Below are 26,102 nucleotides of genomic sequence, written 5' to 3'. Positions count from 1 at the left end.
GAATGCCGGTGTCTGCGCACGCCGCCGCTGCGCCCACCTGGCGACAGAACGAGAGCCTTGTGCAGATGCTAAAGATCCAGGTCAGTCATTCGTATTTCCTGCGTTACGACCCCAAGCAATGGGAGCGCGGCAAACCGTATCCACCACTGGCGACGCTGCAGGTCGCGGCGTTGCTGCGCGAACGTGGCCATGCACTGAGTCTGTTCGACGCGATGCTGGCAGACGACGTGCAGGAGTACGCCGGCGCCTTGCACCAGGCGCAGCCGGATGTGGTGGTGTTCTACGAAGACAACTTCAACTTTCTCACCAAGATGTGCCTGAGCCGGATGCGCGAGGCCGCTTGCCGCATGATCGCGCAAGCGCGTGCTGCCGGTTGCCGCGTGCTGGTCGCCGGCTCCGATGCGTCCGACAACCCGGACGTGTTCCTCGACGCCGGCGCGCATGCGGTGCTGGTCGGCGAAGGGATCGCACCGCTGCTTACGCTGATGGAACGGCTGGAAGCCGATCCGGACATCGACGGCGACGCCTGGCTGGCCGGCGTGGCGCGGATCGCCACCGCGCAACCTGCCGCCACGCGCGCGCATCCCGGCGCGCAACCGCCGGATGCGCGCCTGAGCGGCCTGCCTGCCTGGGATCTGGTCGACATGCCGCGCTATCAGCGTTTCTGGCAGCAACGGCACGGCTATTTCAGCCTGAACATGGCCGCTTCGCGCGGCTGCCCGTTCCGCTGCAACTGGTGCGCCAAACCGATCTGGGGCAATCACTACAAGCGCCGAGATGCGGAAGACGTGGCTGCCGAAATGATCCATCTCAAGCGCAGCTTCCAGCCCGATCACCTCTGGATGGCCGATGACATTTTCGGCTTCCACATCGATTGGGTGGAAACCTTTGCGCAACGCCTGAGCGAAGCCGATGGCGCGATCCCGTTCACCATCCAGACCCGTGCAGATCTGGCCAGCGAGCGCATGGCCGCCGCGCTGGCACGCGCCGGCTGCGCCGAGGCCTGGCTGGGTGCCGAAAGCGGCAGCCAGCGCATCCTGGACAAAATGACCAAGGGCACCGAGGTTGGCGAGGTGATCGCCGCACGCCAGCGCCTGGGCGCACACGGCATCCGTGTTGGCTTCTTCATTCAACTCGGCTACCTGGGCGAAGAACTCGAAGACATCCTGGCCACGCGCGCACTGGTGACGCAGGCCAACCCGGACATCATCGGCGTCAGCGTGTCCTACCCGCTGCCCGGTACCAAGTTCTACGAGGAAGTGAAGAACCAGCTGGGCGGCAAGACCCATTGGCAGGACAGCGACGACCTGGCGATGATGTTCCATGGCGCCTACGACTCGGAGTTCTACCGCAACGTGCGCGACCTGCTGCACACCCAGGTCGACCTGCAGCAGGCGTGCGCCACGCTGGGCGCCGATGCGTTTGCTCAGGCCTCGGACACGCTGGAAGCGCGCTGGTCCGCCTTGATCGCCAGCGAACGGCAGCACCGCACCGCGCCGCTTGCCGGCGCTGCCGAACGCCAACCGCGCCAGCTGGCCAGCGTGCTGGTCGGCTAGCGCGCAACGCGCCGATCTCGCTTCCCCCCTCACCTCGCCTTCCGGATCACAGCCGCATGCAGCCTTCCCTTCGCACCATCAAGCACGGCCTGCGCATGGCCACCGAACGGCTGGCCAGGGAGTTGGCGCAGCCCGGCGCAGCGGTGCCGCAGTGGGACCGGCTGCAATGGCAGCTGGCCGCCGCGGCGGCGGCAGCGCATGGCGTGTCGCCGCTGCTGCAACGCCGCTCGTTGTGGCAGAACGCCGACTGGACCACGTTCCTGAGTGAGCAACGTGGCCATGTCGAAGACCGCCATCGGCGTATCGCGCTGCTGCTGACGCGCATCGACGCGGCAGCGCGTGCGGCGGGCATCGCCCTGGTCGGTCTCAAGGGCACCGCCTTGCATCGGCTCGGCGTCTATCTGCCCGGCGATCGCCCAATGGCCGATATCGATCTGCTGGTGGCGCCGGAGGATGCGCCCGCGGCGGCGGCGCTGTTGTGCGAACTCGGTTACGTGGCCTGCTTCGAACAATGGAAGCACCAGGTGTTCAAGCCGCTGCATGGCGTGGCGGTCGCGGGACTGGGCGAGCATCGCGATGCGCCGATCAATCTCGAGCTGCATACCCGCATCCAGGAACGCCTGCCGCTGAGCAGCGTGGACATCACCGCGCGCATCCTGCCGGAGCGTCCGCAGCCGGGATTGAACCCTTACCCGTCGGTCGGCGCGCTGATGTGCCACCTGCTGCTGCATGCGGCCGGCGGCATCTGCCACCGCAGCATCCGCCTGATGCATCTGCATGACCTCGCACTGCTGGCCACGCGCATGGGGCCGCGTGACTGGGAACAGTTGTGGGACGACCCAGCCGTGGCGCCGTGGTGGGCGCTGCCGCCGCTGCTGCTGCTGCAACGCTATTACCGCAGCGTGGTGCCACCGACGGTGATGGCGCGGCTGCAGGCCGGTTGCCCGCGCGTGCTGCGCATGCGTGCGGCCCGCCAGACCCTGACCAGCGCCTCGTGCTCCAACCTCTGGTTGTCGGCCCTGCCCGGCATCGAATGGTCACGCTCGCTGGGCGAAGCGCGGCAGTACCTGCGCAATCGCGTGGTGCCGACGGCCGAGAGCCGCAAGGAACGTGCGGACATGCTGCAGACCCAGTTGTGGCTTCAGGGCCAGCCGTGGGTGCGACAGACCCAGCTGCGCCGGGTGATGACGCGCCTGACCCGGCCGGTGCCGCGCACCGACATGCTGTACGTGGTGCGTGCAGCGCTGGACGGCTATCTGCAGCCGGCCTGAGCGCGGCGGACAGCACTGCTGCGCTAACCACTAGGCGGGCGCGGCCTGCGCTCGGAGTCAGCATGTGTCAGCCGCAAAATCCGGTTCTGGGCGCGTCGTCCGCACCCATCCATCGGCCGCTCGCTACGTCTTGTTGGCTATTTCAAGCCTGCAGCAGGCGTGCGCAAGCGGCCGGCTTCTCCAGCCGATCAACGTTGCGATCACGTCCCCACGTTTGGTTTGGCAATATCGTTGCTGCACCACGCGCGTTGCTGGCGGCTGATGCGATCTGCGTCACGGCAACTGCACTCAGCGCAGCGGCCGCGCCTCGCACAGTTGCCGATACAGCTGTTCGAACAGCCGCGTGGTCAACGCCGCGTCTTCGCGGACCGCACGACACTGCGCTGCCCAGGCCAGGCGCAAGCGCAGCTCGTCGTCGGCGATGACCTGACGGATCGCTTCTGCCAGCCCGGCCCAGTCGCCCGGCGGCACAGCGAGCGCGCAGACCGGTGCCCACTCGACCAGATGCCCGACTGCAGTACCGACGGTGGGCACACCGGCGACCGCCGCTTCCAGCAGCACCAGCGGCCCGGCTTCGTGTAAGGACGACAGCACCAGCAGGTCCGCCGATTGCATGATCGGGCGCAATTCGCGCTGGGTCTTGAAACCGAGGAAACGCACCTGCTCGCTCAGGCCGAGCTGTTGCACCAGGCGCTGCATGGCGCCATCCAGCGTATCGACGCCGACCATGTCCAGGGTAAAGGCGACATCGGCGCGTTTGAGCGCAGCCATCGCCTGCAGCAGGGTGGTCTGGTCCTTGACCGGATTGAGGCTGGCCACATGCAGCAGGCGCGCCACGCCGCCAGTGCGTGCGCGCGGCGCGGCCGGCGGCCAGGCACGCAGATCCACGCCCAGCGGCACCCGCTGTGCATGGATGCCAAGCGTCTTCAGCGACGCGAGGATGGGCGCGCTGGCCGCGGTGACGCGGTCGGCCAGGCGCAGGATCACCGCTTCGCGCAGGCGCCCGCGCCAACGCTGCCGGCCGCCGTAGCCGATGCCATGCAACGCGACCAGCTCGCCACCGGCGATATGCACCACGCTTGGACGCCGCAACAGTCTTGCCGCTATGACAGCGATCAGACTGCAATAGCCGGAAAAGATGGCCTGGATCACATCGAACGGAGCCCGACGATGTTCGTCGGCAATGGCGGCGATCGCGCGCATGCGGGTGCGTCGCGCGCCGATGTTGTGCACGGTGGCGCCACGCAATGCCCAGGTGCCGGGCAGCGGTTCCTGGTGCAGCACGAACACATGCACCTGATGCTGGCGCGCCAGCCATTCGATCAGCGTCAGGAACACCGGGATCACGCGGACCTCGCCGCTGCGATCCACGCCGCCCGGAACCACCAGGGCCAGTTTCATGCGGTTCGCCTCGGCGCGGCAGCCAGTAACTGGCTGTACGCGCTCGCCCAGCGCTGCCCTACGGCAGCAAAGGACAGCCGTGTATCGAAATGCGCACGCACCTGTGCGCGATCGGGGCGTTGCCGGACGACGCGCAACAGCAGCTCCGCCAGGGCCGAAGCATCGCCGACCGGCCACAACGCGCCGACCGTTCCACCAACGCTGAGCGCACGAAAGGCCGGGATATCGGTCAATAGCGGCAAGGTGCCGCAGGCATAGGCCTCCACTGCGGCGTAACCGCAGCTCTCCGCATGGCTGGCGGAGACGAACAGGTCGCAGGCACGCAGCAGCGTTTCCACGCGCGCATGCGGCACCTTGCCCAGCAGCTGCACGCAGCGCGCCAGCGACGGATCGGCGCGCAGGCGCTGTCGTACCTGCTCCAGCAACGGCGCCTGGTCGAACACGCACCACAGCCGCAGCCCCGGCAACACGCGCGCGGCCAGGGCGATGGCATCGAGCACGCACAGCGGATCCTTGGCCGCGCTCAGATGCCCGACCCACAACACGCAGGGGTCGCCCTGCAGGCGGGTGTGCTCGCGTGCCTGCAGGCGATCGCCCGGCGAGAAGCGGCTGCTCGATTCGGGAATCGCAAATAGCTGCGTCCTGGCCTTGAACAGGCGCGCCTGTGCGAACGGCTGCGCCATGTCCTGCGAGGTGAACGCGATCCCGGCGGCTGCAGCGTAGCGACGCCGCCACACACTCCGGGCCCACCAGCGCGGCGGGCGGTTGGCATGATCCTGCAGCAGGATCGGCGTATGCGGCAGCAGGCGGGCGAGACGGCGTGCATCGCCGGCAAATTCCAGACCGTGGATGTGGATCACATCGGCGCCGATCTCGCGTAGCGTCGCCGCAAGCAGCGCTGCGCGCTGTGCACTGCCGCGCACATCCAGCTCGACGAAGCGGTAGTCCACGCCCTGGCGGGTGAGCCGCAGGTTCAGTGCAGAGGCCTGGACCACCGCCACGCGGACCCCGGTGCTGGCGACGGCCTCGGCGATATCGGCCAGCGATGGCCACTGCGCGAACACCTGTTCTGCCGTCAGGCCGGCGGGCGTCGGCACCAGATTGACTTGCGCCACATGCAGGCTCATGACACAGACCGCGCCAGGATTGCACGCGCTGTAATGGCGACCAGGCCATGTGCCGGACACTGCACCGCGCGCAAACGGCACGGTTCGCCTGCCGCCGAGATGCTGCATGCACACGCCACCAAGGCCACCACGGCGGTCACGCGATGCGCCGCAGCCGCAGCACCAGCGCGACCGGCACCCGCAGCGCGGCCTGATCGAAGCGCGCACCGGGCGCAATGTCGGCCGGGTCCAGCATCGGCTCGGCCACCGCTTCGATCTCCATGCCCAGTGCCACGCAGGCCGCATGCCAATGGCTGTAGAGATGTTGCGTATGCCGCACCGCGTACTGCCGGCCGTCGGCCTTGAAGTCGCGTCGCCAGCCCAGCGCATGGCCGATCGGATGCACGTCGCTGCACAGCACCAGGCCGCCGACGCGGGTGACGCGGTGCAGTTCTTCCAGTGCCGGCCATAGCTGCTGCAGATGGCCGACCACCAGACCGCAGACGCTGAGATCGGCCACTGCATCGTCCAGCGGCAGTTGCTCCAGGCTGCCCTGCTGCAGGCGCATGCGCGCCGATGGCCAATCCTGCGCCAGCTCGGCGTGCGCACGCTGCAGCATCTGCGGCGACAGATCCACGCCGGTGACCTGCAGCGCGCCACGCCGCAAGGCATGCAGCATGTAGCGGCCACTGCCGCAGCCGGCGTCCAGCACGTGCTGGCCCTGCAACACGCTCGGCATCAGCGCGAGCATGGCGCGCTCTTCGGCCAGCATCACCGGGTTGTGCGCATGCGGCGGATACGCCTGCGCCCACAGCGCATACGCCGCTGCCGGCTCCAGCGTCGGCACTGCGCTCACGACAGCGCACCGCTGGCGGCCATGGCCACGCCGGGCCGGTGCGCAGCCTGCGCCACGCGCTGCAGGCCCGGTTCCAGTGCCAGCACCGCCGGATCGGCCAGCGTGGCGTCGAGCAGCTTGGGGCGGCCGTCCAGCAGCACCGGCACGGTCTGGATGCCGGCCGCGTCAAACCAGTCGGCAAAATCCGGGTCGGCGATACGCGGGATGCCATCGCGTATCACCGCGCGCAGATCGCTGCGTGCGCAACCCACCACGCTGAGGGCCGGGTCGCCACCGCGGTCGCGCACGATCACCAGATCCGCCGCGGCACCGGGCGCCAGGCGTCCGCGCGTGGCCATGCGCAGGATGCGTGCCGATTGATGGGTGACCAGGCCGAGCAACAGATCCGCAGCCAACCCGCTGCTGGCGGCGATGCGCAGCTCTTCCAGCAGATCTCGCGAACCGCTGACACGCGAATCGTTGCCCAACGCGAGCCGGCCCGCCATGCACAGGCGCCAGGGGTCGAGCGTGCGGCCCAGCAGTGCAAGATTGCTCGATGGGCACCACACCACCGCTGCGCCACGTGCGATCACCCGCTCGATATCGCGCTCGCCCATGCCCACGCCGTGGATCAGCACGCTGTTGGCGGCCAGGCAACCGAGCCGGTCCAGTTCCTCCAGTTCGGCGGCCGCCACCGCATCGGTGCCTTCGGCCAGATGGATCATCCAGGGATGCGCGGGCAAGGTCGCGGCAAAACTGCACTGCACTGGTGGGCCGTAGCCGGTCCACCCCAGCGCATAGCTCCAGCCGAACGCACGCAATAGGCTGACCGGAAAGCTGGCTTCGTCCAAGGTGGCATGCCACGGGTCGTGCTGCGCCACGCAGGTGACGCCGGCCAGCAGGTTCTTCAACCCACCATGACGCAGACGCACCGCCTTGGGCACACGCAGGGCGGCGGCCACATCGGGATGCCGGAAATGCGCCTGGAATGCCTCGATCCACGCATAGCTGTTGGGAAAGGCTGCGCCCTGCGGCAGCGGCGGCACGCAGTTGACCTGCAGATGATCGTGCGCGTTGATCAGGCCGGGCGCCAGCACATGCCCCTGCAGGTCCAGGCGCAGGCTGCCGGTGCCGAGCGTGCCGCCGAAGCGCCCCGCGCGGATATTCAACGGCGCGCGCGACGGGCCCGCCAGGGTGATCGAGCGCGCGCCCTGCAGACAGACATCGGACATGGACATCGGCATCTCCACTCAGCGCTTGCGCATCACGATCAGGAAGTGGTCGCCCATGTCGCGCAGCAGCGGCAGGCCGCCCAGCCGGTCATCGCACCGGCCCAGGCGCTCGGACAGGCGCGGATGCCGTTCGCAAAAATCCACCAGGTACGGCGGCGGCAGGAACAGGCTCAAGGCGCGATAGCGGTCCAGGACGAAGTGCTTGTCGAAGGCGCGGTAGAACTCGCGCGGCAGGTGGTACCAGGTCCAGATGGTGTGGCCGTTCATACCCACGGCGGTGACCCCGCGCGCCGCCCGCACTGCGGCGCGCTTGAACCGCCCACGCAAGCTGTAATGGCCGATTTCCCACGGGCAGATGCGCCCGATCACCGAGAACACCAGGCAGCCATCGGCGCGCAACAGACGCGCGCATTCGGCCGCCACCGCGGGTAGATCCGGCGCGCAATTGAGCGGGCCGAAGTTGGAATACATGCCGTCGAAGCTGCCCTCCAGCTGGTCGAGCTGCTGGATGCCGACATGGGCGGCGCTCAAGCGATCTTCCAGTCCCTGCGTGGCCGCGCGATGGCGGGTGCGCTCGACCATCGCCGGCGACCAGTCCGTGGCCAAAACGCTGTAACCGCGACGTGCGAATTCGCCGGCATCCAGGCCGGTGCCGCAGCCCAGGTCCACCAGCCGCGAGCCCACCGGCAACTCGGCCGCGACCGTATCCCATAGCGTGGTGCGCATGCGCTGGATCAGCGCGTTGTTGCCGCGCGGGCCGTCATAGTCGGGCGCCACGCTGTCGAACGCGCGTTGCGTCTCCAGCAAGCGCTCCGGGGCCACCGTGCCACCGCGGGCCGCATGCTCATTGACCACCGACATGCGCAGCCTCCCACCTCGATCCAGCTGTTCTCACCACACTCTCCAGGCGCGACACCGCCAACGCGGCATCGCTTGATTGACCGGTGAGTGCCACGCGCCGACGGTTTGGTTGCAGCGTTGGACAGCGATGTCCACCGCGCCGCGGCGCGGATCAGCCGGCAGCGTGCGGCGCGGCGCCTGTGCGCCGCCGCCATGCATTGCGCAAGACCGCGGCGAGCACCGCCAGCCCCGCCCCGCCGAGCAGGCCGGCGGCCCAGGCGGTGATGGCATTCGGAAACGCCTGTTGCTCGGGCACGTACAACGGCCATGCCAGCGAGGTCTGATAGGTGTAGCGCGTGGTCAGGCGGGCAATGAGATCGTCGCGCTCGCTCTTCAATGCGCGCACGGTGGCGTTGCTGTCGGTCAGCAGCACGCCTGCCAGGACCTGGGCCGGGGTCGCCGCAGCGGCGCCCTGCCCGGCCTGCACCTGCCGCTGCAGTTGATCGCGGTTGCGGGTGGCCACGCGCAGATCGTCGGTCAGGCCCTGCAGGCGCGCGCGCGCCAGTTCGAGCGCCACCGCGTTGGTGTCGCCGTGCAGGCCCTGCAGTGCGCTCACCGTCGCCAGCGCCAGGCTGCGCGCCTGCGCCGACGATTCGGCCCGGATGGTCACGCCGATCAGATTGGCATACGGGTCCGGGTCCGGCTTGAGGCTGCCGCGGTACAGCTGCGCAGCGCGGCTTTTCAGCGGCACGCCGGCCTGGCGCAGCACCGCATCCTGGAACAGCCGTGTCTTCATGCGATCGATCACGCGCTGGAACGGTTCGACCTTGGGATCGCGCCCTGCGGGCGTGGGGCCGATTTCGCCGACCTGGATCCAGGCGGTGGCTTCCCACTGCGGCCTGGCCAGGCGGGTAAAGGCGAACGTCAGTGCAAGCACCACCACCAGCGCGGCCAGCGCCCAGCGCCATTCGCGACGCAGGATGCGCCACAGGTCGATCAGATAGATGTCGTCGTGTTGAGTCATGGTGGACCGGCTCTGGAACAGGGTGAAAAAAACGAAGCTGCCGCCATTACGTAGCAGCGGTAGGAGCGGCATTGCGGGTGGGCAACAACACCGTGCAGGCATGCAACACCAGGCACAGCACGATGAAGCCGAAGTTTGTCCAGGTGAAGGCCTGCGGCGCGAACGGCGACATCAGGCAGGCATAGGCAATGCGCAGGAAGATCAGCACATGGAAGATCGACAGGCAGCTGTCGAGCAAGCGCACGCTCCACAACAGGCCGGCATACAACGCCAGCAGCGCCAGCAACGCACCGGGTACGCCCCAGGCCATCAGGAACGGAAAGAACTCGGTCCCCACATTGATGTTGGGCGCATCCAGCGGGATGCCGGTGCCGGCGGTGGCGCTCGAGCCACTGAACGGCACCAGCTGATTGACCAGGAAGTCGGCGTTGACATAGCCCTTGGCCAGGATCGCGCCAAAGTTGTACGGCCCGGCGCTGATGTACAGCAGCAACCACTGCACGCCTTGCGGCATGGCGCGATACACGGCACTGAACGGCAGGGCGACCGTGGCCAGCGAGCCGGAACGCAGTGCGCCGAGGATGGAAAACACCCCGCCGCCGGCCAGCACCAGCAGGCCGATGGTCTTCCACGGCAGGCGGCGCGCCGGATCGCGGCGCAACAGCATCACCAGCACGAACGAAAACAGCCCGGCAAAGATGCGGTTGCGGTCGATCACCACGATCGGGAACACGAATCCCAGCGTCACCATCGCCGCGCGCAGCCCGCGATGACGCACGCACAGCAGCGCGATCGGCGGCAGGATCCAGCACATGTTGGAAATGTGCCGCACATGCGCGCGCAACGGGCTCAAGGTGGCATACGAGGACGGATCGCTGAACAACGGAATCGGAAACAGCACCACATCCACGATGCAGAACACCGTCACCACCGCCGCCAGCGTCATCACCAGGAAGGCGTCGCGGGTGCCGGCATAGCGGTAGGCGCGAAAGCGTTCGAAAGATGGCAACCGAATTCCAATCAGCAAGTCTAAAACGAGCACCTGCCAGGCCGCGAAAAGCAACCAAAAAATACCTTTGATATAACCAAGAGGCAGCTGATAGGTTCCCACAGTGACCAAGCAACTGATCACCAGCGACGGAAATAGATAAGTTGCAGGCCTGCGTAGAAGCCCTCCCGTCACCGATATCACCGAATTCTCCCGCCACCATGCAGACACCAGGCAAGCATAGACTTGGCAAAAGACGCCAGCAGATGCATCGACGCCCTAAAATAATACCTTTTTAAGAAAAGTATTTTGGCACCAATTAAACTCTTCTGCGCTCGCAACAACCAATGTTCACATCCTTCAAAGAGCACAGAATTACGCGACGCCACCAGCCCGAATTCAGCGAGGTTGTCCAGCCTTCTGGAAACATCCCTTGTCTTGCTGACGTTGGTGCCATGCAACCTGTATGCGCATACCTTGACGTCAATAAACCCAAGAGCATCACGCGCGACAAGTCGAAGAAAAAAATCCCAATCTTCAATCCTTAGCGCCTCGTCCCATACAGCCCCCCCATTAAACGCGCTACGCCTGAGCATTGTGACAGCGCCACTGATCGCCCAGTTACAGATCACGGCACGACGAATCCCCCCATCAGAAAGATACAATTTTTTATTTGCACCATGGAGATCGCACATAGCGCTTTCGTACAATTGCTGTCCTTCAGAATTGACAACAAATGCATCACCGACCACGGCATCCTTACCAGGATTCGATCCCAGGTAGCCAACCTGAACTTTCAAACTTCCTGCGACTAAATAATCATCGCTGGCGACGATGCGTAAATACTCGCCCCGCGCACGCAACGCCAACTCGTTGAGCGTGGCCGCCACACCGCGATTGGCGCGCTGTACGAACTGCACCGGCAGCCGATGGCCGTGGGTGGCGATCCACTGCGCAATCTTCTCGCCGGTCGCGTCGCTGGAGCCATCGTCGATAATGACCAGTTCCTTGCACGGGTACGGGTCTTCCAGCACGCTGTCCAGGCAGCGTTGCACGAAGCGTTCGTGGTTGAAGGCCGGAATCAGCACCGACACCAACGGCCAGTGTTCGCGCCGATTGGCTTGGGTGGAATCGCTCATGTCGGCTGCACCAGATAGCGACGCACCACCACGATGTTGAACAGCAGATACAGCACATAGTTGGCGACGAAGGCGTACATCGCACCGATCAGCCCCCATTGCGCGGTGAACAGATACACCAGCGCCAGGTAGCTGGCAGCAAACACGCATTCGGAGATCACGAACAGCCGTGTCATCGCCTTGGCCAGCATTACGTACGACAGCACGAAGGCCGCGATCTTGATCACATCGCCCAGCAGCTGCGGGGCATACAGCGGCGCGGCTTGGGCAAACCGGGCATCGAACAACAGCCAGGTCACCCAATCGCGACACAGGTACACGCCCAGCGCCATCACGGTCACCGCCGGCATCACGTGGCGATACGCGGTCCGCAGCTCGCGCCCGAGCGCTGCGCGCTCCTGCAGCGATGCCAGCCTGGGCAGGTAATACACGTTGATCGCGGTCGTGAAGAACAGCAGATACGCATCCGACACCCGGCTCACCGCCTGCCAGTAACCCACCTGCTGCCAGCCGAACCGCAGCGCCAGCTGGTCGCGCACCAGAATGGCCACCAGTTGTGGCACCAGCGTGGAGGTCAGCGTCATCACCGAGAAGGCCGCCAGCCTGCGCGTCATCTGCGCATCGAAGCGCATGCGCAACATCTCGCGCCGAAAATAACCGCTGCGCCGCAGCGCCGGCACGCCGGCCAGCAACCACAGCACCTGGCCCAGCACCAGTGCCAGCAATGCGCCCTGCAACTGTGCCAGGCTGGACAGCCATGCAACCAGTGCCACACTCAGCGCCGCGCCGCTGACCTGCACAAACGCCAGGCGACGCACGTCCATGAAGCCGTTGATCACCGCCAGGATGTAGTTGACCAGTGCAATGCCCAGTTGCGCGACCGCCACGACGCAGATCAGCGGCCGGTACGCCGCATCGCCGAGCAGACGCTCGGCGATGGCTCCACTGAACAGCAACGCCAGCACCGCCATCACGCAGGCCGCGCAGAAGGCGTACCACAGCGCCGCACTGAGCAGACGTGCCAGCGCAGCGGCATCGTCGCGATATTCGGCCACGTACTTGACGATGCCCGCGCTGATGCCGCCACCTGCCAACACCGCCAGCACCGACAGCAGATTGAGGAACTGGCCCAGGCGGCCGACCCCTTGCGGGCCGGCGTACACCGCCACCAACTTCACCACCACCAGCGCGGCCAGCAGCTTGGCCAGCGTCGCAACGCCGGTGTAGGCGCTGCTGCGCACGACATTCATGCAGCGGTGCCGAACGACTGGCATGCGGCAATCACGCGCACGACCGACGCATCGTCCAGGGCAGGACCCATCGGCAGACTCAGCACTTCGCGGTGCAGCCGCTCGCTCACCGGCAGGCAGGCGTCGCCCAAGGTGGTGTAGGCCGGCTGCCGATGTGGCGGCACCGGGTAATGGATCTGGGTGTGGATGCCCGAGCGCAGCAGATGCGCCTGCAAGGCATCGCGCTGGGTGCTGCGCACCACAAACAGATGCCAGACGTGCTGCGCTTCGGCCACCACCGTGGGCAGCGTGACCAGGGGGTTGTCGATGCCGTGCAGATAACGCTGCGCCACCGCACGGCGACGGGCGATCTCATCGTCCAGATAGCCCAGCTTGACTCGCAGGAATGCCGCCTGCATCTCGTCCAGCCGCGAATTCACACCCTGGCAGAGGTGGTGATATTTCACCTCCGAACCGTAATTGCGCAGCGCGCGAATACGCTCGGCAAGGCGCGCATCCGAGGTCACCACCGCGCCAGCATCGCCGAGTGCGCCCAGGTTCTTGGTCGGGAAGAAACTGAACGCCGCCGCATCGCCGAAGGCGCCCGCACGGCGCCCCTGCGCGCTGGCGCCATGCGCCTGCGCGGCATCTTCGATCAGCAGCAGCCCGTAGCGATGCGCCAGCGTCTGTAGCGCCGGCATGTCGACCAACTGCCCATACAGATGCACCGCCATGATGGCGCGCGTGCGCGGGCCGATCGCCTTCTCCACGCTGGCCGGATCGATATTGAAGGTCGCAGGGTCCGGCTCCACCGGCACCAGCACCAGGTGGTTCTGGCTGATCGCCAGGAAGGTCGCGATGAAGGTGTTGGCGGGCACGATGATTTCATCTCCCTCGCGCAACACGCCCAACTCGCGATAACCACGCAGGATCAGCGACAACGCATCCAGCCCGTTGCCCACGCCCACCGCCTGCGCAGCGCCGCAGTAACTGGCAAATTCCTCCTCGAAAGCGGCCAACTCCTGTCCAAGCACGTACCAGCCGGCATCGATCACCCGCGCCGCAGCAAGCTTCAGCGCATCCGCATAGCGCGCATTGACCGCGCGCAAATCCAAGAACGGCACATCCATCGGCGCAAGCATTTAGGGTTGAACTCCCAACAGCCCATCAGAGTGAGACGCGATGCCCTCAAGCATGTTCAAGGCCTTTTTGCCAGCGCGCACCTCGCTGAGAAACTGGTCGTAATCCAGAATGTAATCGGCGGGATCGTAGAACTGGTCGGCCAGCACCATCAGCACGCAGTCGGGGCTGAAGCGATGCAGGTCGCGCCATACCATGCGGCCGAGCAGCAGGCCTTGCGATGGATCGTCCAGCACCACTTCCTGCTGGCCGTTGCCGTCGCCCTGGTCCAGCAGGATCGTCACCGAACCATGCAGGGCCACGGCAAGCTGGTTGAGCTGACGGTGTGCATGCTGTCCGCGATGGACGTCGTTGCGGGTGCCGAACAGGTAATACACGCGACGTATCTCGAACGGGACGTTGCGCTGCTGCTCCAACGAAATGAGCAGCCCGCGATCATCGCCGTGGGTATGCAACTGGATGCGTTCGATGGCCATGATCGGAAGGGCGTAACCGCTGACTGCACGTAGTGCGACATGCCTGAGTGCGCCGGGATGCGCGAAAGGTTGCGCGCGGTCACGGCGCTGCGAAGCCATGTGCGCGCAAGCGCAGTGCGCGCACCGCAGCACCGCGACGTGCAGCGCGTGCGAGCGAAATGCCAACTGCGACGCAACCTTTTTCCGACGTCGCCGCACATATCGGTGCACGTTCACCTGGCCGCCGTTCGGCCGGCGTGGGGAGCCAGGCCTGGCAGCGCAGCGCACTGTCGGAACCAACGACCACCACCGGAAGACAGATCAGATGAGTTCATCCCCCAACCCGCCCGCCAGCGCTTCCGCCAGCGGCGCAGGCCCCATGCCACTGCCGGAACAGGTGCCCGCAGCCGCGCGCGTGCTGCCGTTGCCAACATCGATGCGTGTCCTGCACTGGCTTACCGTGCTGTGCCTGACCATGGCGGCCACGCTGATCCTGCTGCGCGCCGAACTGGATGGTCGCGCACTGCGCCAGTGGCTGCTGGAAGGTCACCGCCACTTCGGCCTGTTGGTACTGGTGTTGTTCGCGTTGCGGATCGGTTTGCGGCTGCGGCTGCGCACGCTGCCACCCGGCCCGCCCGCCTCGCTGCCGATGCGCCTGGCCGCTGGTGCCACGCATGTGGCGATGTACGGGCTGATGCTCGCGTTGCCGTTGCTGGGCTGGTCGCTGAGCGGTGCCTTCGGCAAGACGGTCTATTTCTTCGGCATTCCGCTGCCCGCGCTGGTCGCACCTGATGGTGACCTCGGCGACACCCTGGGCATGTGGCACTTGAATGCCGCCTGGGCGCTGCTGGCACTGGTGCTGCTGCATATCGGCGCCGCGCTCTGGCATCACCTGGTCTTGCGCGACGGCCTGCTGCGTCGCGTGTTGCCAGGCAAGCGCGCATGAACCGCCAGATGCCGCCATCTGTGACCCGCTTCCTCGCACGTTCCCGCACCACTGCATCCCGCACTGTCGAACAAGGACTTTCCATGCCTGCTCCCCAGCCCGCTCCGCGTCGCACCGCCACGCGTCCCGCCGCCCTGACGTCCTTGTTGTGCGTATCCGGCCCGTTGCTGCTGCTGGCCAGCACGCAAGCCCAGGCGATCCCCTCGTTCGCACGCCAGACCGGCTCGTCCTGCGCGGATTGCCACATCGGTTCCTACGGCCCGTCGCTCACGCCTTACGGCATGCGCTTCAAGCTTGGCGGCTTCACCGATACCAATGGCGAAGGCACCAAGATTCCGGTGTCCGGCCAGCTGACCTGGGCGCGCAACAATCCCAGCCGCGGCGACAGCACCGCGCGGCTGACCCAGGCCGATCTGTATCTTGCCGGCCGGGTCAACGACAACATCGGCGGCTACTCCAAGATCCGCTCCAACAACAGCGGCAACGCCACCTTCGATACGCGCCTGGACGATGTGGATCTGCGCTTCGTCAGCAAACCGTTCCAGATGGCCGGCAAGGACACCATGATCGGCGTCAGCGTCAACAACAATCCGGGCATTTCCGACCCGGTGCATGTGTTGCCGAATGCGTCCACCCTGACGCCGGCATCCAATGGCGGCGCGTCCACCATGCTCAGCTCCTCGTCCCTGTCCAACCGCGTCATCGGTGCCAGCGTGTACGGGCTGTACGACAAGAACTGGTACGGCGAAGTGGGCAGCTACAGCGCGTTGTCGCCCTCGGCGCAGGATCGGCTCGGCTGGCCGATCAACGGCGACCCAGGCAAGCTCAGCGACACCAGCTATGCGCGTCTTGCGTACATGAAGGACATGAAGCGCCAGTTCTTCTCGGTGGGCCTGACCGCGCTCAACACGCGTCGCCAGCGTCCGCGCAACGGGCCCAGCGACGACCTCACCGATTTCGGCTACGACCTGACCTATCAATTTCTCGGCACCCGCGAACACGTGCTGTCGCTGGCTTACGTCAACATCTACGAGCGCCGCAGATACGGCAGCCCGCTGATTCCGTCCGACCCGACCATGCCCGCGCTCGACCGTGGCAGCGTGCGCGACCAGACCATCAGCATGAACTACGCGTTCAAGCAGACCTACGGCGTGCTGGCTGCGCACATGATCAGCACCGGTTCGTTCGACGCAGCGCGTTATTCGCCGGTCGGCATCCCCGACACCACCAGCAATCTGATCCTGGTGTACTGGAGCCCGTTCGGGCGCGAAGGCACCTACACCACCAATGCCAACCTGCGCGTGTCGGCTGGCTGGTTCCGCTTCGACAAGTTCAACGGCAGCACCTCCAACGTGTTCCGCGGACCGCCGATCACCAATCCGCGCGACCTCGACAGCTTCACGCTGTCGGTGAATCTGGCGTTCTGATTTCCCCTGTTGCACGCAACCGTACGGACTCCCATGCCTCCCATGCCTCCATTTCCTAAGACACTGTTGTGCGCTTCGCTGGCCGGCCTGCTGCTGGCCGGCGCCACCCTGACCGTCCCGGCGCGCGCCGCCGATGGCAAGAGCGTGTTCGCAAGCGAATGCGCCGAATGCCACAGCGCCACCCAGGGCAAGAACAAGAAGGGCCCGTCCCTGTTTGGCATCGTCAACCGCCCTCCCGGCAGCGTGGCCGATTTCAGCGGCTACTCGCCCGACCTCAAAGCTTATTCGGCGGTGCTCAAGAGCCGCTCGACGGACGTGATGCCGAACAAGGGCGTCTGGGATGCAAACAGCCTGAAGGCATTCCTGAAGCAGGACTCCAAGAAGGCCCTGCCCGGCACCAAGATGAAGTACGAAGGGCTGGAGGACGAAAAGGAACTGGACGCGCTGATCGCCTACCTCAATACCCTGCATTGAGACCGTCAGGCGACGGACCGGCCGCGCCGGCACCCTGGTGCCTGCCGGCATGCACCCTGGCGCGGGCTGCCAGCTCCAGGGCGGTCCCGGCACCGGCCTGACGGCGCCGCCGGTAGAGGGAATGCCCGCTTCAAGCAGCGTACAGCCGGCCGGTCGCAGTGTCCGCGTCCAGCATCGCCCCCGGACCAGCACTGCACAGGTGTGCCGGGCCGCATTGCCTGAACCGGTCCCTTCGCGTATACGGACGAAACCGTCGCAGCCGCGGCGGTCTCTTCCTGCGTGATGGGTGACTATCCCGCCCCGCCCTGTGCCGACGTCCTACGCCCTTGCCCACCGTGTCACCCGCCCAGCACGCCCCCTTACGACCGCGACGCCGCTGCGCCTGCGGCGGGCAGCCGTGGGTGGCGATGGGTGCTCGCCCTGCGCCGCCCGGCGTGTTTTCGCCGGGCCTGCCCTGTACTTCTCTGCGCTGCGGGCGGCGCCACCGCGCGCGGCTGCGCCGCAGTCTGTTGCTGGCGCTGGTGCTGGGCCCGTGCGGCAACGCGCTGGCAGATAACCTCGGCGGCGCGGTCGCCGTCGCCTCGACCCTGATCGACCGCGGCATTTCGGTCGCCCCCAACCGCGTCACCCTGCAGGCAGCCGGCTACTGGCTGCCCTCCCCCGGCTGGTCGGTCTCGGTGTCCACGGCGCTGCAGTCGCCCTCGCTGAGCCGGCCGGTGGCGGTGACCGCCCAGGGCGCACGCGCCTGGATGCTGGACGACCGCTGGCAGATGCAGGCCAGCCTGCTGTATTACGCCTACCCCGCCGACCGCCAGTCGCGCACCTTCGACCGCCAGGAAGCGAGCCTGGCTTGGTCCTACCGCGACATGCTCACGTTCTCGCTGTCCACCTTCAATTTCCCGCGTGCGCAGCGCTCGCCCTGGAACAAGGTGATCGATGTCACCGCCAGCGTGCCGCTGTCGGCCAGTTTCAGCCTCTCGGCAGGCGCCGGCATCTCCGACTTTCCGGCCATGACCTACGGCGCCCAGAGTTCCGGCCGCTATCGGTATGGGCAACTGGGCCTGAAATGGAACCATGCCGCATGGACCGTGAAGCTGGACCGGGTGCTGACCAGCAGCAACACCCCGCGCGCGCAGGGCGGCCCCGGCGAAACGCCGTGGGTGGGCATGGTGTCGCGCGCGTTCTGATCTACCCGCAACCTTTTGCCCATTCCCGGGCACCTAGATGTGTCCTCTGCCGTGCCTGCCTTGATGAATGATTCCGACACCCTGGGTGATGCCACCGATCGCATGCTGCTGCGCCGCATGGCGGCGGGCGATCGCGCCGCGTTGTCCACCATGTACACCAGCTATCACGGCCGGCTGTGCCGGTTCCTGTCGCGACTGACCCGGCGCCCGGACATCATCGAGGAAGCCATCAACGACTGTTTCTGGATCGCCTGGCAGAAGGCCGGCGACTTTCGCGGCGATTCGCAGGTCTCGACCTGGATCATGGGCATTGCCTATCGCTGCGGTCTCAAGTGCCTGCGCCAGCACGACGGCGAGACCATCGACGATACCGCCGTGGTGGAAGACCACGCCCCCAGCGCCGACGACAACGACGACCGCGAGCTGCGCGACTGGCTCGACAAGGGCATGGAACGGCTGTCGCCGGACCAGCGCCTGGTGATCGAACTGGTCTACGGCGTCGGCCACAAGCTGGAAGAAGTCGCCGAGATCATGCAGTGCCCGGTGGGCACCATCAAGGCCCGGCTGTTCCATGCGCGGGTCAAATTACGCAATGTGCTGCCAGGCCTGGCCGGCGGCGCCCCCTATACGGAGACCATGCAATGAAGACGTTTTTCATCGCGCCTGGCAAGGAATGCTCGCACGCCTGGGAACTGATGCCCGCGGTCCTGCTCGACAGCGCCACCGAGGAAGAGAACACCTGGCTGATCGCGCACGTGGCCAAGTGCGCCTCGTGCAGTGCCGAGTTCGCCCAGCAGAACCGCCTGCGCCAGGCGCTGGCGCTGCCGTCGGCGGTGAAGCTGGACCCCGACGCCGGCCTGCAGCGTCTGCTCGGCCGCCTGGATGCGCCGGAGCAGACCAGCGCGCCCGCGCCGCCGGCAGCGCGCCGCTCCGGTAGCTGGACGGTGCGCGCCCTGGCGGCCGCTGCGCTGGTGCAGGCGATCGGCCTGGGCGTCATGGGCGTCAAGCTGGCCTCGCCGGCGCCCTCGCACGACTACCGCACGCTCAGCAGCGCCACCGCCCTGCCGGTGCCGCAAGGCGCTATCCGGGTGGTGCCGGATGCCAAGATGACCGTAGCCGACTGGGACCGCCTGCTGCATGCACAGCAGTTGCAGGTGATCGGCGGGCCCAACGAGATGGGCGCCTACACCGTGGTGCCGGCCCAGCCGCAACCGCCGGCCCAGCCGCAGCGGACCGTGCAACAGCTGCGCGCCAACCCGGGCATCCGCATGGCCGAGATCGTGTCCGCGCCATGAAGCGACTGCTCGCCATCGGCATCATCGCCGCCTGCATCGGCCTTGGTACGCAGGCCGCCGCGCAGGAGCCGGCGCACCTCGCTGCCAGCACCAGCACGCCACCGGCGGCCGATGCGCAGACGCCCGACAGCAGCCGCGACATCCTGCTGGCGGTGGCCAACCCGCTCAGCGCACCACCAGCCCGCGCCGGTTCCAGCCTGATCGGCTACGCCTCCAGCTATTACGGCGCCGGCCAGAAAGCCGCCGTGCGCATGGAAGCACTCAAGCAGCGCTACAAGCTGCGCGAAGTCTCCGGCTGGCCGATCACCTCGCTGGGCCTGTACTGCGCGGTGTTGCAGCCGCCACCGGGCGTGTCGCGCGACGAACTGGTCAGCGCGCTGGCCGACGACGACGGCGTGGAGCTGGTGCAACCGGTGCAGGATTTCTCGGTGTTTTCCGCCGACGCATCGGAAAAGACCACCGCGCTGTCCGGCTACAACGACCCCTACGTGGATCTGCAACGCGGCTTCATCGCCACCGATGCGGCCAGCGCACAGACCGTCACCCAGGGCCGCGGCGTGGTGGTGGCCGTGGTCGACACCGGCGTGGACACCACGCATGCCGACCTGAAGGCGCGCATCCGCGACGTGCACGACCTGGTCGACGACTCGCCGGTGATGACCAGCAGCGACTCGCACGGCACCGAGGTGGCCGGCATCATCGCCGCCGGCAGCAACAACCATCAAGGCATCGTCGGCATGGCGCCCAAGGCCATGCTGAGCATCTACAAGGCCTGCTGGTATGCGCCCACGGTCGGCGCCACCGCACGCTGCAACACCTTCACCCTGGCCAAGGCGCTGGCGGCAATCAACAACAGCTCCGCGCGCGTGATCAACCTGAGCCTGGGCGGCCCGGCCGACCCGCTGCTGAGCAAGATGCTGCAGCACCTGGTGCAGCAGGGCCGCATCGTGGTCGCCGCGATGCCGCCCAACGGCCGCCTGGACGGCTTTCCCAACGATGTGCCGGGCGTGCTGGTGGTACGCAGCAGCAGCCCCACCGCGGCCATGCCCGGCGTGCTCAGCGCGCCCGGCAAGGACATCCTGACCACCCAGCCGAACGGCCGCTACGACTTCACCTCCGGCTCGTCGATGGCCACCGCGCATGTCAGCGGCGTGGTCGCGCTGCTGCTGTCGCTGTCGCCGTCGTTGGACGCCACTGCATTGCGCGAGCTGATGCAGCGCACCAGCAAGCTCTCCGACGGCCAGTTGCAGGTCAACGCCGGTGCCGCCGTGCAGGCGCTGGCGCCTCCCGCCAGACATTCCAACTGACGACACCGGCATGGCCAAGTGGATTCCCTTGTGGCTGCACAGACTCAGTTCGCCGCCGACCTTCTATCGCGTGGCCGGACGCGTGCGTCCGTGGGCCTTGGGCCTGGCGCTGTTGCTTGGTGCGGTGGCCGCCTACGGCGGGCTGGTGCTGGCGCCGCCGGATTACCAGCAGCACGATGCCTACCGCATCATCTTCATCCACGTACCCAGCGCCTGGATGAGCCTCTTCATCTACGGGGCGATGGGCGTATCCGCGTTCATCGCACTGGTCTGGCGGATCAAGCTGGCCGAGGTGGTGACCATGGCCTCGGCGCCGATCGGCGCGGCCTTCACCTTCATCACCTTGTGCACCGGCTCGCTGTGGGGCAAGCCGATGTGGGGCACCTGGTGGACCTGGGATGCGCGGCTGACCTCCGAGTTGCTGCTGCTGTTCCTGTATCTGGGCGTGCTCGGCGTGTACCACGCGGTGGAAGACCGCCGTCAGGCGATGCGTGCGGCCGGCTTGCTGGCATTGGTGGGCCTGGTGAATCTGCCGATCGTGCATTACTCGGTGGTGTGGTGGAACACGTTGCACCAGGGCTCCACCGTGCGCCTGCTCGGCCCCTCCACGATGAGCGCGGACATGCTGTGGCCGCTGCTGACGATGCTGCTGGCCACCAAGTGCTACTACGTGGCCAGCCTGTTCGGTCGCGTGCGTGTGGACTTGCTCGCCCTGGAAAGCGGCAAGGACTGGGCACGCCGCATCGTATTGACCGAGCGCACCGCATGAACACCTTGCTGGCCATGGGCGGTTACGGGCAATACGTGTGGACCGCGTACGCAGTGTTCGTGCTGGTGCTGCTGGCCGATCTGGCATCGCCATGGTTGCGTCGGCGCCGCCTGCCGCGCGAACTGCGCGGCCAGCTGCAACGGCAGACGCCGCGGCGCACGCGCGATGTGTCGGCTGCAGCGCCGCTGGAGCGTGACGCCCCATGAACGCCACCCGCAAGCAACGCCTGTGGCTGGTGATCGGCGCACTCGCCGCCGCCGCTTTGGCGGTCACGCTGATCGTGCTCGCACTGCAACGGAACATGAGCTATCTGTTCACGCCCAGCCAGGTGCATGCCGGCGCAGCGGCGAGTTATCAGCAATTTCGCCTCGGCGGCATGGTCAAGGCCGGCTCGATCCAGCGCGCAACCGATAGCCTGAAAGTCAATTTCACCGTGATCGACAAGCACGCCGCAACGCAGGTCGAATACACCGGCATTCTTCCAGACCTGTTTCGCGACAACCAGTCGGTGATCGCCAACGGGCGCATGCAGGGCGGGCGCTTTGTCGCCAACGAAGTGCTGGCCAAGCACGACGAAACCTACATGCCCAGAGAACTGAAGGACGCAATGGCCGAGGGCCATGTCGGCAAGCCGATTCCCGCCGCCGCCGCGCCGCTGTCTGCGCCGCGCTGATGTCGCGCGCACGGTCTTCACTCAATCGATGATCTCTCTTCGCTGCACGATGCGGTTTGCCCATGACGCCTGAACTCGGCCAGATCGCACTGATCCTGGCGTTACTGCTCTCGCTGGCCCAGGGCGTCTTGCCGCTGATCGGTGCCTGGCGTGGCAACACCGCCTTGATGGGCATTGCACGGCCGGCAGCGGTCGGCCAGGCGCTGTTCGTGTGGATGGCGTTCGGCCTGCTCGCCTGGTTGCTGCTGTCGCTGGATTTTTCGGTGGCCTATGTCGCTGCCAACGCCAATATTGCCCTGCCCTGGTACTACCGCTTTGCCGCGGTATGGGGCGCGCATGAAGGCTCGTTGCTGCTGTGGATCGCGATCTTGTCGACCTGGACGGTGTTGCTGGCCGCCTTCAGCCGGCATCTGCCGCAGCAGTTCGCCGCGCGCGTGCTGGCGGTGCTGGGGCTGGTGTCGGTGGGCTTTCTGGCTTTCATCCTGCTGACCTCCAATCCGTTCGGGCGGCTGTCGCCGATCCCGCTCGATGGCAACGAACTCAATCCGGTGCTGCAGGATCCGGGCATGACCTTCCACCCGCCGGTGCTGTACACCGGCTATGTCGGGTTCTCGGTGGCGTTCGCGTTCGCGGTGGCGGCACTGCTCGGCGGCGAACTGGAACAGGCCTGGGTGCGCTGGGCGCGGCCGTGGACCAACGTGGCCTGGGCCTGCCTCACCGCCGGCATCGTTGCCGGCAGCTGGTGGGCGTACGCGGAACTGGGCTGGGGCGGCTGGTGGTTCTGGGACCCGGTGGAAAACGCCAGCTTCATGCCGTGGCTGGTCGGCACCGCGCTGATCCACACCCAGGCGGTCACCGAAAAACGCGGCAGCCTGCGTGCCTGGACCATCCTGCTGTCGATCCTGGCGTTCTCGCTGTCGTTGCTGGGCACCTTCCTGGTGCGCTCGGGCGTGCTGACCTCGGTGCATGCCTTCGCCGCCGATCCGCGTCGTGGCCTGTACATCCTGATCTTTCTGATCGCCGTGGTCGGCGGCTCGTTGCTGCTGTACGCGCTGCGCGCACCCAGGATCGCCAGCGGCAAACCGTTCGCCGCCGCCTCGCGCGAGACCGCGATCCTGATCGGCAACCTGCTGCTCACCGTGGCGGCGGCGATGGTGTTGCTGGGTACCTTGTTTCCGCTGGTGGCCGATGCATTCGGCCTGGGCAAGGTGTCGGTGGGGCCGCCCTACTTCGGCCTGCTGTTCCCGTTGCTGATGGTGCCGGTGATGCTGTTGCTGCCGTTCGGCCCCTACCTGCGTTGGGGCAAGGCCGAGGCGGCGCCGTTGCGGGCACTGGGCACGCGCGCCGGCATCGCCGCGATTGCCTGTGCGCTGGTGGGCAGCCTGTTTGCCGATGGCCAGGTCAAGGCGATTGCCGGAATCGGCGTCGCCGCGTGGGTGGCGGCCGGCACCGCGCTGTACATGCACAAGCGCTGGCGCGAGATGCCGCGCGGCCGGCGCTTTCCGGCGGAAATGGCCGGCATGCTGCTCGCGCATGCGGGCGTGGCGGTGTTCGTGGCCGGCGTGCTGGTGTCCGAAAGCCTGTCGGTCGAACGCGACGTGCGGCTATCGCCAGGACAGACTGCCGAGATCGCCGGCTACGCCTTCCGCTTCGACGGCGTGCAACTGATCGACGGGCCGAACTGGAAGGCCGAACAAGGCAGCGTGCAGGTCAGCCGCGATGGCCAGGTGGTTGCGCAACTGCATCCACAAAAACGCCTGTACAGCAGCGAGCGCATCCAGACCGAGTCGGCGATCGACCCCGGTCTCACTCGCGACCTGTATGTCGCACTCGGCGAGCCGCTGGACGATCAGCACATCGAATACGACTGGACGCTGCGGCTGTACTACAAACCGTTTATCCGCTGGATCTGGGCCGGCGGCCTTTTGATGATGCTGGGCGGTTTTGTCAGTGCCTGCGCCCGCCGTTTTCGTGCGCCAGCCCTCGCCGGCACGGCGGCCACGGTGGCCACAGCGCCGGCGCATGGCGCCCTTGTCACTGCACAGGAATCGCACGCATGAATCGCCTGCTGCCCTTGCTGGGTTTTCTGTTGCTGGCGGCGCTGTTCGGCTTCGGCATCTACTGGACGATGCAGCACAACCCACGCGATGTGCCCTCGCCGTTGATCGGTAAGCCGGCGCCGGCATTCTCGCTGCCGCGGCTGGATCAGCCCGGGCAACGCGTCAGCCGCGATCAGCTGCTAGGCAAGGCCTACGTGCTCAATGTGTTCGGCAGCTGGTGCGCCGAATGCGTGCACGAACATCCGGTGCTGATGGCGCAGGCCAGCCGGCTCGGGGTGCCGCTGATCGGCTACAACTACAAGGACGCATCTGCCGATGCCACCGCCTGGCTTGCGCAATATGGCAACCCGTATGCGTTGGTGATCGCCGATGAAGCCGGCCAGACCGCGATCGACTTCGGCGTCTACGGCGCACCGGAAAGCTTCCTGATCGATGCGCAAGGCGTGATCCGCTACAAGCACATCGGCGTGCTTACGCCGGAGGTCATCAACGACGCGCTGCTGCCTGCCATCGCCGCATTGCCCAGGGCCACGCCATGATGGCGGCGTGCCGCGCATGGCGTTGGTACTGGCGCATGCAGGGCCGGCCATTGCGTTTGTTGCTGGTGCTGCTGCTGGGCGTGCTGCTTGCACCGCCGCTGGCGGCGCAAGCGGTGGACCCGCTGCCGTTCAAGAACCGCAGCGACGAAGCGCGCTACCAGCGCCTGACCGCACAGTTGCGCTGCCTGGTGTGCCAGAACGAGAACCTGGCCGACTCCAACGCCGCACTGGCGCGTGACCTGCGCCATCAGGTGTTCGCGCAACTGCAGGCCGGCAGGAGCGATGCGCAGATCAAGCAGTACATGGTCGATCGCTATTCGGATTTCGTGCTGTACGACCCGCCGGTCAAGCGCGGCACCTGGCTGCTGTGGTTCGGCCCGTTGCTGCTGCTGGGCGCCGGTGCGGGCGTGGTGATCCATACCGTGCGCAAACGTGCGCGTGCCGGCACCCCGGTGGCGCCGCAGGCGGAGGAAGAATGGTGATGACGGGTTTCTATTTCGCAAGCGCCGCGCTGGTGGTCCTCGCCCTGCTGTTGCTGCTGGTGCCGTTGCTGCGCCGGCCCACGCGCAATGGCAACGCACGCTACACCTTGCCGATTCTGCTGGTGCTCGGTTTGCCCATCGCCACGGCCGGTCTGTATCGGCTGGTCGGCGCACCGGATGCGATCGCACGGCGTGTGTATGCGGCGGCGCAGCCCCTGGCGCAACCGGCCGCCGCGCCCCCGTCCACTGCCGGTGCTGAGCAATCCCGGGCCACCAATGCCAATGCCGCCGACACTACGCAGGAGCAGGCGCTGGAAGCCTTGATGCAGCAAGCTAAAACGCACGAGCAGGACAACCGCCCCGCGGATGCGCGTGAGGCTTATGCGCAAGCGCTGAAAATCGCGCCCGATCTCAGCGCTGCCCTGGTCGGCTGGGTGGCTGCGGACATGGCCACGCGCAGCGATTTCGCCATCGACGCCGCCTCACGCACCCGCCTGCAACAGGTGGTCGCACGCGAACCGGATCATCAACGCGGCCCGTGGCTGCTGGGCATCAGCGACTTTCAGCAGCAGGATTACCAAGCTGCCAGCGCGCACTGGCGCCATCTGCATGGCTTGCTCGACGCCGGCTCGCCGATGCAGAAAGCAGTGGCCGACAAGATCGCCGTGGCCGAAGCGCTGGCAAGCGCGCGGCAATCCAGGCGCGCAGCGCCCTGAAGCCAGCTGCG

General features: G+C 66.7%; 27 protein-coding genes and 1 other RNA gene. 17 read left to right on the top strand and 11 right to left on the bottom strand.

Going from position 1 to position 26,102, the window contains the following annotated elements:
- The first annotated feature begins 2 nt into the window (after positions 1-2).
- The 3 genes from LL972_RS12345 to LL972_RS12335 all read left to right on the top strand — a co-directional run bounded on the left by LL972_RS12345 (position 3) and on the right by LL972_RS12335 (position 2,966).
- Complete coding sequence (locus tag LL972_RS12345) at positions 3-1,556, top strand: B12-binding domain-containing radical SAM protein (protein ID WP_228327850.1); 1,554 nt, start codon at positions 3-5, stop codon at positions 1,554-1,556.
- Positions 1,557-1,612: 56 nt separating this feature from the next.
- A complete protein-coding gene (locus tag LL972_RS12340) occupies positions 1,613-2,827 on the top strand; it encodes a nucleotidyltransferase family protein (protein ID WP_228327849.1) in 1,215 nt (404 codons plus the stop codon).
- A 62-nt stretch (positions 2,828-2,889) separates the two neighbouring features.
- A non-coding RNA gene (locus LL972_RS12335) (sX9 sRNA) lies at positions 2,890-2,966 on the top strand.
- A 149-nt stretch (positions 2,967-3,115) separates the two neighbouring features.
- Here LL972_RS12335 and LL972_RS12330 read toward each other — a convergent pair.
- The 11 genes from LL972_RS12330 to LL972_RS12280 form a co-directional block, all read right to left on the bottom strand.
- On the bottom strand, positions 3,116-4,228 hold the full coding sequence (locus LL972_RS12330; RefSeq protein WP_228327848.1) for a glycosyltransferase family 4 protein: 1,113 nt from the start codon (positions 4,226-4,228) through the stop codon (positions 3,116-3,118).
- The gene (locus LL972_RS12325; RefSeq protein ID WP_228327847.1) at positions 4,225-5,355 is read right to left on the bottom strand and encodes a glycosyltransferase family 4 protein; all 1,131 of its coding nucleotides are present in this window, start codon (positions 5,353-5,355) and stop codon (positions 4,225-4,227) included. The genes LL972_RS12330 and LL972_RS12325 overlap by 4 nt, the downstream gene beginning before the upstream one ends.
- 136 nt (positions 5,356-5,491) lie before the next feature.
- Positions 5,492-6,190, bottom strand: coding sequence for a class I SAM-dependent methyltransferase (locus tag LL972_RS12320; protein WP_228327846.1), 699 nt, complete (start codon positions 6,188-6,190; stop codon positions 5,492-5,494).
- A complete protein-coding gene (locus tag LL972_RS12315; RefSeq protein WP_228327845.1) occupies positions 6,187-7,407 on the bottom strand; it encodes an amidohydrolase family protein in 1,221 nt (406 codons plus the stop codon). Before LL972_RS12315 ends, LL972_RS12320 begins: the two co-directional genes overlap by 4 nt.
- A 12-nt stretch (positions 7,408-7,419) precedes the next feature.
- On the bottom strand, positions 7,420-8,262 hold the full coding sequence (locus tag LL972_RS12310; protein WP_228327844.1) for a class I SAM-dependent methyltransferase: 843 nt from the start codon (positions 8,260-8,262) through the stop codon (positions 7,420-7,422).
- A gap of 151 nt (positions 8,263-8,413) precedes the next feature.
- A complete protein-coding gene (locus tag LL972_RS12305) occupies positions 8,414-9,265 on the bottom strand; it encodes a Wzz/FepE/Etk N-terminal domain-containing protein (RefSeq protein WP_228327843.1) in 852 nt (283 codons plus the stop codon).
- Between the two features lie 46 nt (positions 9,266-9,311).
- Positions 9,312-10,448 (bottom strand): hypothetical protein, encoded by a 1,137-nt coding sequence (locus tag LL972_RS12300; protein WP_228327842.1) that lies wholly within the window; start codon positions 10,446-10,448, stop codon positions 9,312-9,314.
- A gap of 5 nt (positions 10,449-10,453) precedes the next feature.
- Complete coding sequence (locus LL972_RS12295) at positions 10,454-11,392, bottom strand: glycosyltransferase family 2 protein (RefSeq protein WP_228327841.1); 939 nt, start codon at positions 11,390-11,392, stop codon at positions 10,454-10,456.
- A complete protein-coding gene (locus tag LL972_RS12290; protein WP_228327840.1) occupies positions 11,389-12,642 on the bottom strand; it encodes an O-antigen translocase in 1,254 nt (417 codons plus the stop codon). The genes LL972_RS12295 and LL972_RS12290 overlap by 4 nt, the downstream gene beginning before the upstream one ends.
- On the bottom strand, positions 12,639-13,763 hold the full coding sequence (locus LL972_RS12285; RefSeq protein WP_228327839.1) for a DegT/DnrJ/EryC1/StrS family aminotransferase: 1,125 nt from the start codon (positions 13,761-13,763) through the stop codon (positions 12,639-12,641). Before LL972_RS12285 ends, LL972_RS12290 begins: the two co-directional genes overlap by 4 nt.
- Positions 13,764-14,237, bottom strand: coding sequence for a sugar 3,4-ketoisomerase (locus tag LL972_RS12280; protein WP_228327870.1), 474 nt, complete (start codon positions 14,235-14,237; stop codon positions 13,764-13,766).
- A 358-nt stretch (positions 14,238-14,595) separates the two neighbouring features.
- Here LL972_RS12280 and LL972_RS12275 point away from each other — a divergent pair, with 358 nt between their 5' ends.
- The 14 genes from LL972_RS12275 to LL972_RS12210 all read left to right on the top strand — a co-directional run bounded on the left by LL972_RS12275 (position 14,596) and on the right by LL972_RS12210 (position 26,091).
- Positions 14,596-15,162, top strand: coding sequence for a cytochrome b (locus LL972_RS12275; protein WP_228327869.1), 567 nt, complete (start codon positions 14,596-14,598; stop codon positions 15,160-15,162).
- Positions 15,163-15,245: 83 nt separating this feature from the next.
- On the top strand, positions 15,246-16,589 hold the full coding sequence (locus LL972_RS12270; protein ID WP_228327838.1) for a cytochrome C: 1,344 nt from the start codon (positions 15,246-15,248) through the stop codon (positions 16,587-16,589).
- A 33-nt stretch (positions 16,590-16,622) separates the two neighbouring features.
- The gene (locus tag LL972_RS12265; RefSeq protein WP_429002151.1) at positions 16,623-17,063 is read left to right on the top strand and encodes a c-type cytochrome; all 441 of its coding nucleotides are present in this window, start codon (positions 16,623-16,625) and stop codon (positions 17,061-17,063) included.
- Positions 17,064-17,470: 407 nt separating this feature from the next.
- Entirely contained in the window at positions 17,471-18,250 is a 780-nt protein-coding gene (locus tag LL972_RS12260) for a hypothetical protein (RefSeq protein WP_228327836.1), read from the top strand.
- A 63-nt stretch (positions 18,251-18,313) separates the two neighbouring features.
- On the top strand, positions 18,314-18,895 hold the full coding sequence (locus tag LL972_RS12255; protein WP_228327835.1) for a sigma-70 family RNA polymerase sigma factor: 582 nt from the start codon (positions 18,314-18,316) through the stop codon (positions 18,893-18,895).
- Positions 18,892-19,545 (top strand): zf-HC2 domain-containing protein, encoded by a 654-nt coding sequence (locus tag LL972_RS12250; protein ID WP_228327834.1) that lies wholly within the window; start codon positions 18,892-18,894, stop codon positions 19,543-19,545. Before LL972_RS12255 ends, LL972_RS12250 begins: the two co-directional genes overlap by 4 nt.
- Complete coding sequence (locus LL972_RS12245) at positions 19,542-20,852, top strand: S8 family serine peptidase (protein ID WP_228327833.1); 1,311 nt, start codon at positions 19,542-19,544, stop codon at positions 20,850-20,852. The genes LL972_RS12250 and LL972_RS12245 overlap by 4 nt, the downstream gene beginning before the upstream one ends.
- Before the next feature lie 10 nt (positions 20,853-20,862).
- On the top strand, positions 20,863-21,621 hold the full coding sequence (gene ccmC, locus LL972_RS12240) for a heme ABC transporter permease CcmC (RefSeq protein WP_228327832.1): 759 nt from the start codon (positions 20,863-20,865) through the stop codon (positions 21,619-21,621).
- Positions 21,618-21,827 (top strand): heme exporter protein CcmD, encoded by a 210-nt coding sequence (gene ccmD, locus LL972_RS12235; RefSeq protein WP_228327831.1) that lies wholly within the window; start codon positions 21,618-21,620, stop codon positions 21,825-21,827. Before ccmC ends, ccmD begins: the two co-directional genes overlap by 4 nt.
- On the top strand, positions 21,824-22,294 hold the full coding sequence (ccmE, locus tag LL972_RS12230) for a cytochrome c maturation protein CcmE (RefSeq protein WP_228327830.1): 471 nt from the start codon (positions 21,824-21,826) through the stop codon (positions 22,292-22,294). Before ccmD ends, ccmE begins: the two co-directional genes overlap by 4 nt.
- Positions 22,295-22,356: 62 nt before the next feature.
- Entirely contained in the window at positions 22,357-24,354 is a 1,998-nt protein-coding gene (locus LL972_RS12225) for a heme lyase CcmF/NrfE family subunit (protein WP_228327829.1), read from the top strand.
- Entirely contained in the window at positions 24,351-24,893 is a 543-nt protein-coding gene (locus LL972_RS12220) for a DsbE family thiol:disulfide interchange protein (protein ID WP_228327828.1), read from the top strand. The genes LL972_RS12225 and LL972_RS12220 overlap by 4 nt, the downstream gene beginning before the upstream one ends.
- A complete protein-coding gene (locus LL972_RS12215; protein WP_429002152.1) occupies positions 24,893-25,375 on the top strand; it encodes a cytochrome c-type biogenesis protein in 483 nt (160 codons plus the stop codon). The genes LL972_RS12220 and LL972_RS12215 overlap by 1 nt, the downstream gene beginning before the upstream one ends.
- Positions 25,369-26,091 carry a tetratricopeptide repeat protein gene (locus LL972_RS12210; protein WP_228327826.1) on the top strand — a complete coding sequence of 241 codons (723 nt, stop codon included), beginning with the start codon at positions 25,369-25,371 and terminating at the stop codon, positions 26,089-26,091. Before LL972_RS12215 ends, LL972_RS12210 begins: the two co-directional genes overlap by 7 nt.
- Positions 26,092-26,102: the final 11 nt, after the last annotated feature.

It is taken from the genome of Xanthomonas campestris pv. asclepiadis (genome assembly GCF_020784175.1).
Classification (GTDB): Bacteria; Pseudomonadota; Gammaproteobacteria; order Xanthomonadales; family Xanthomonadaceae; genus Xanthomonas; species Xanthomonas campestris_D.
Note: the sequence above shows the minus strand (reverse complement) of the source record. Positions and strands in the feature narration are given on the sequence as shown.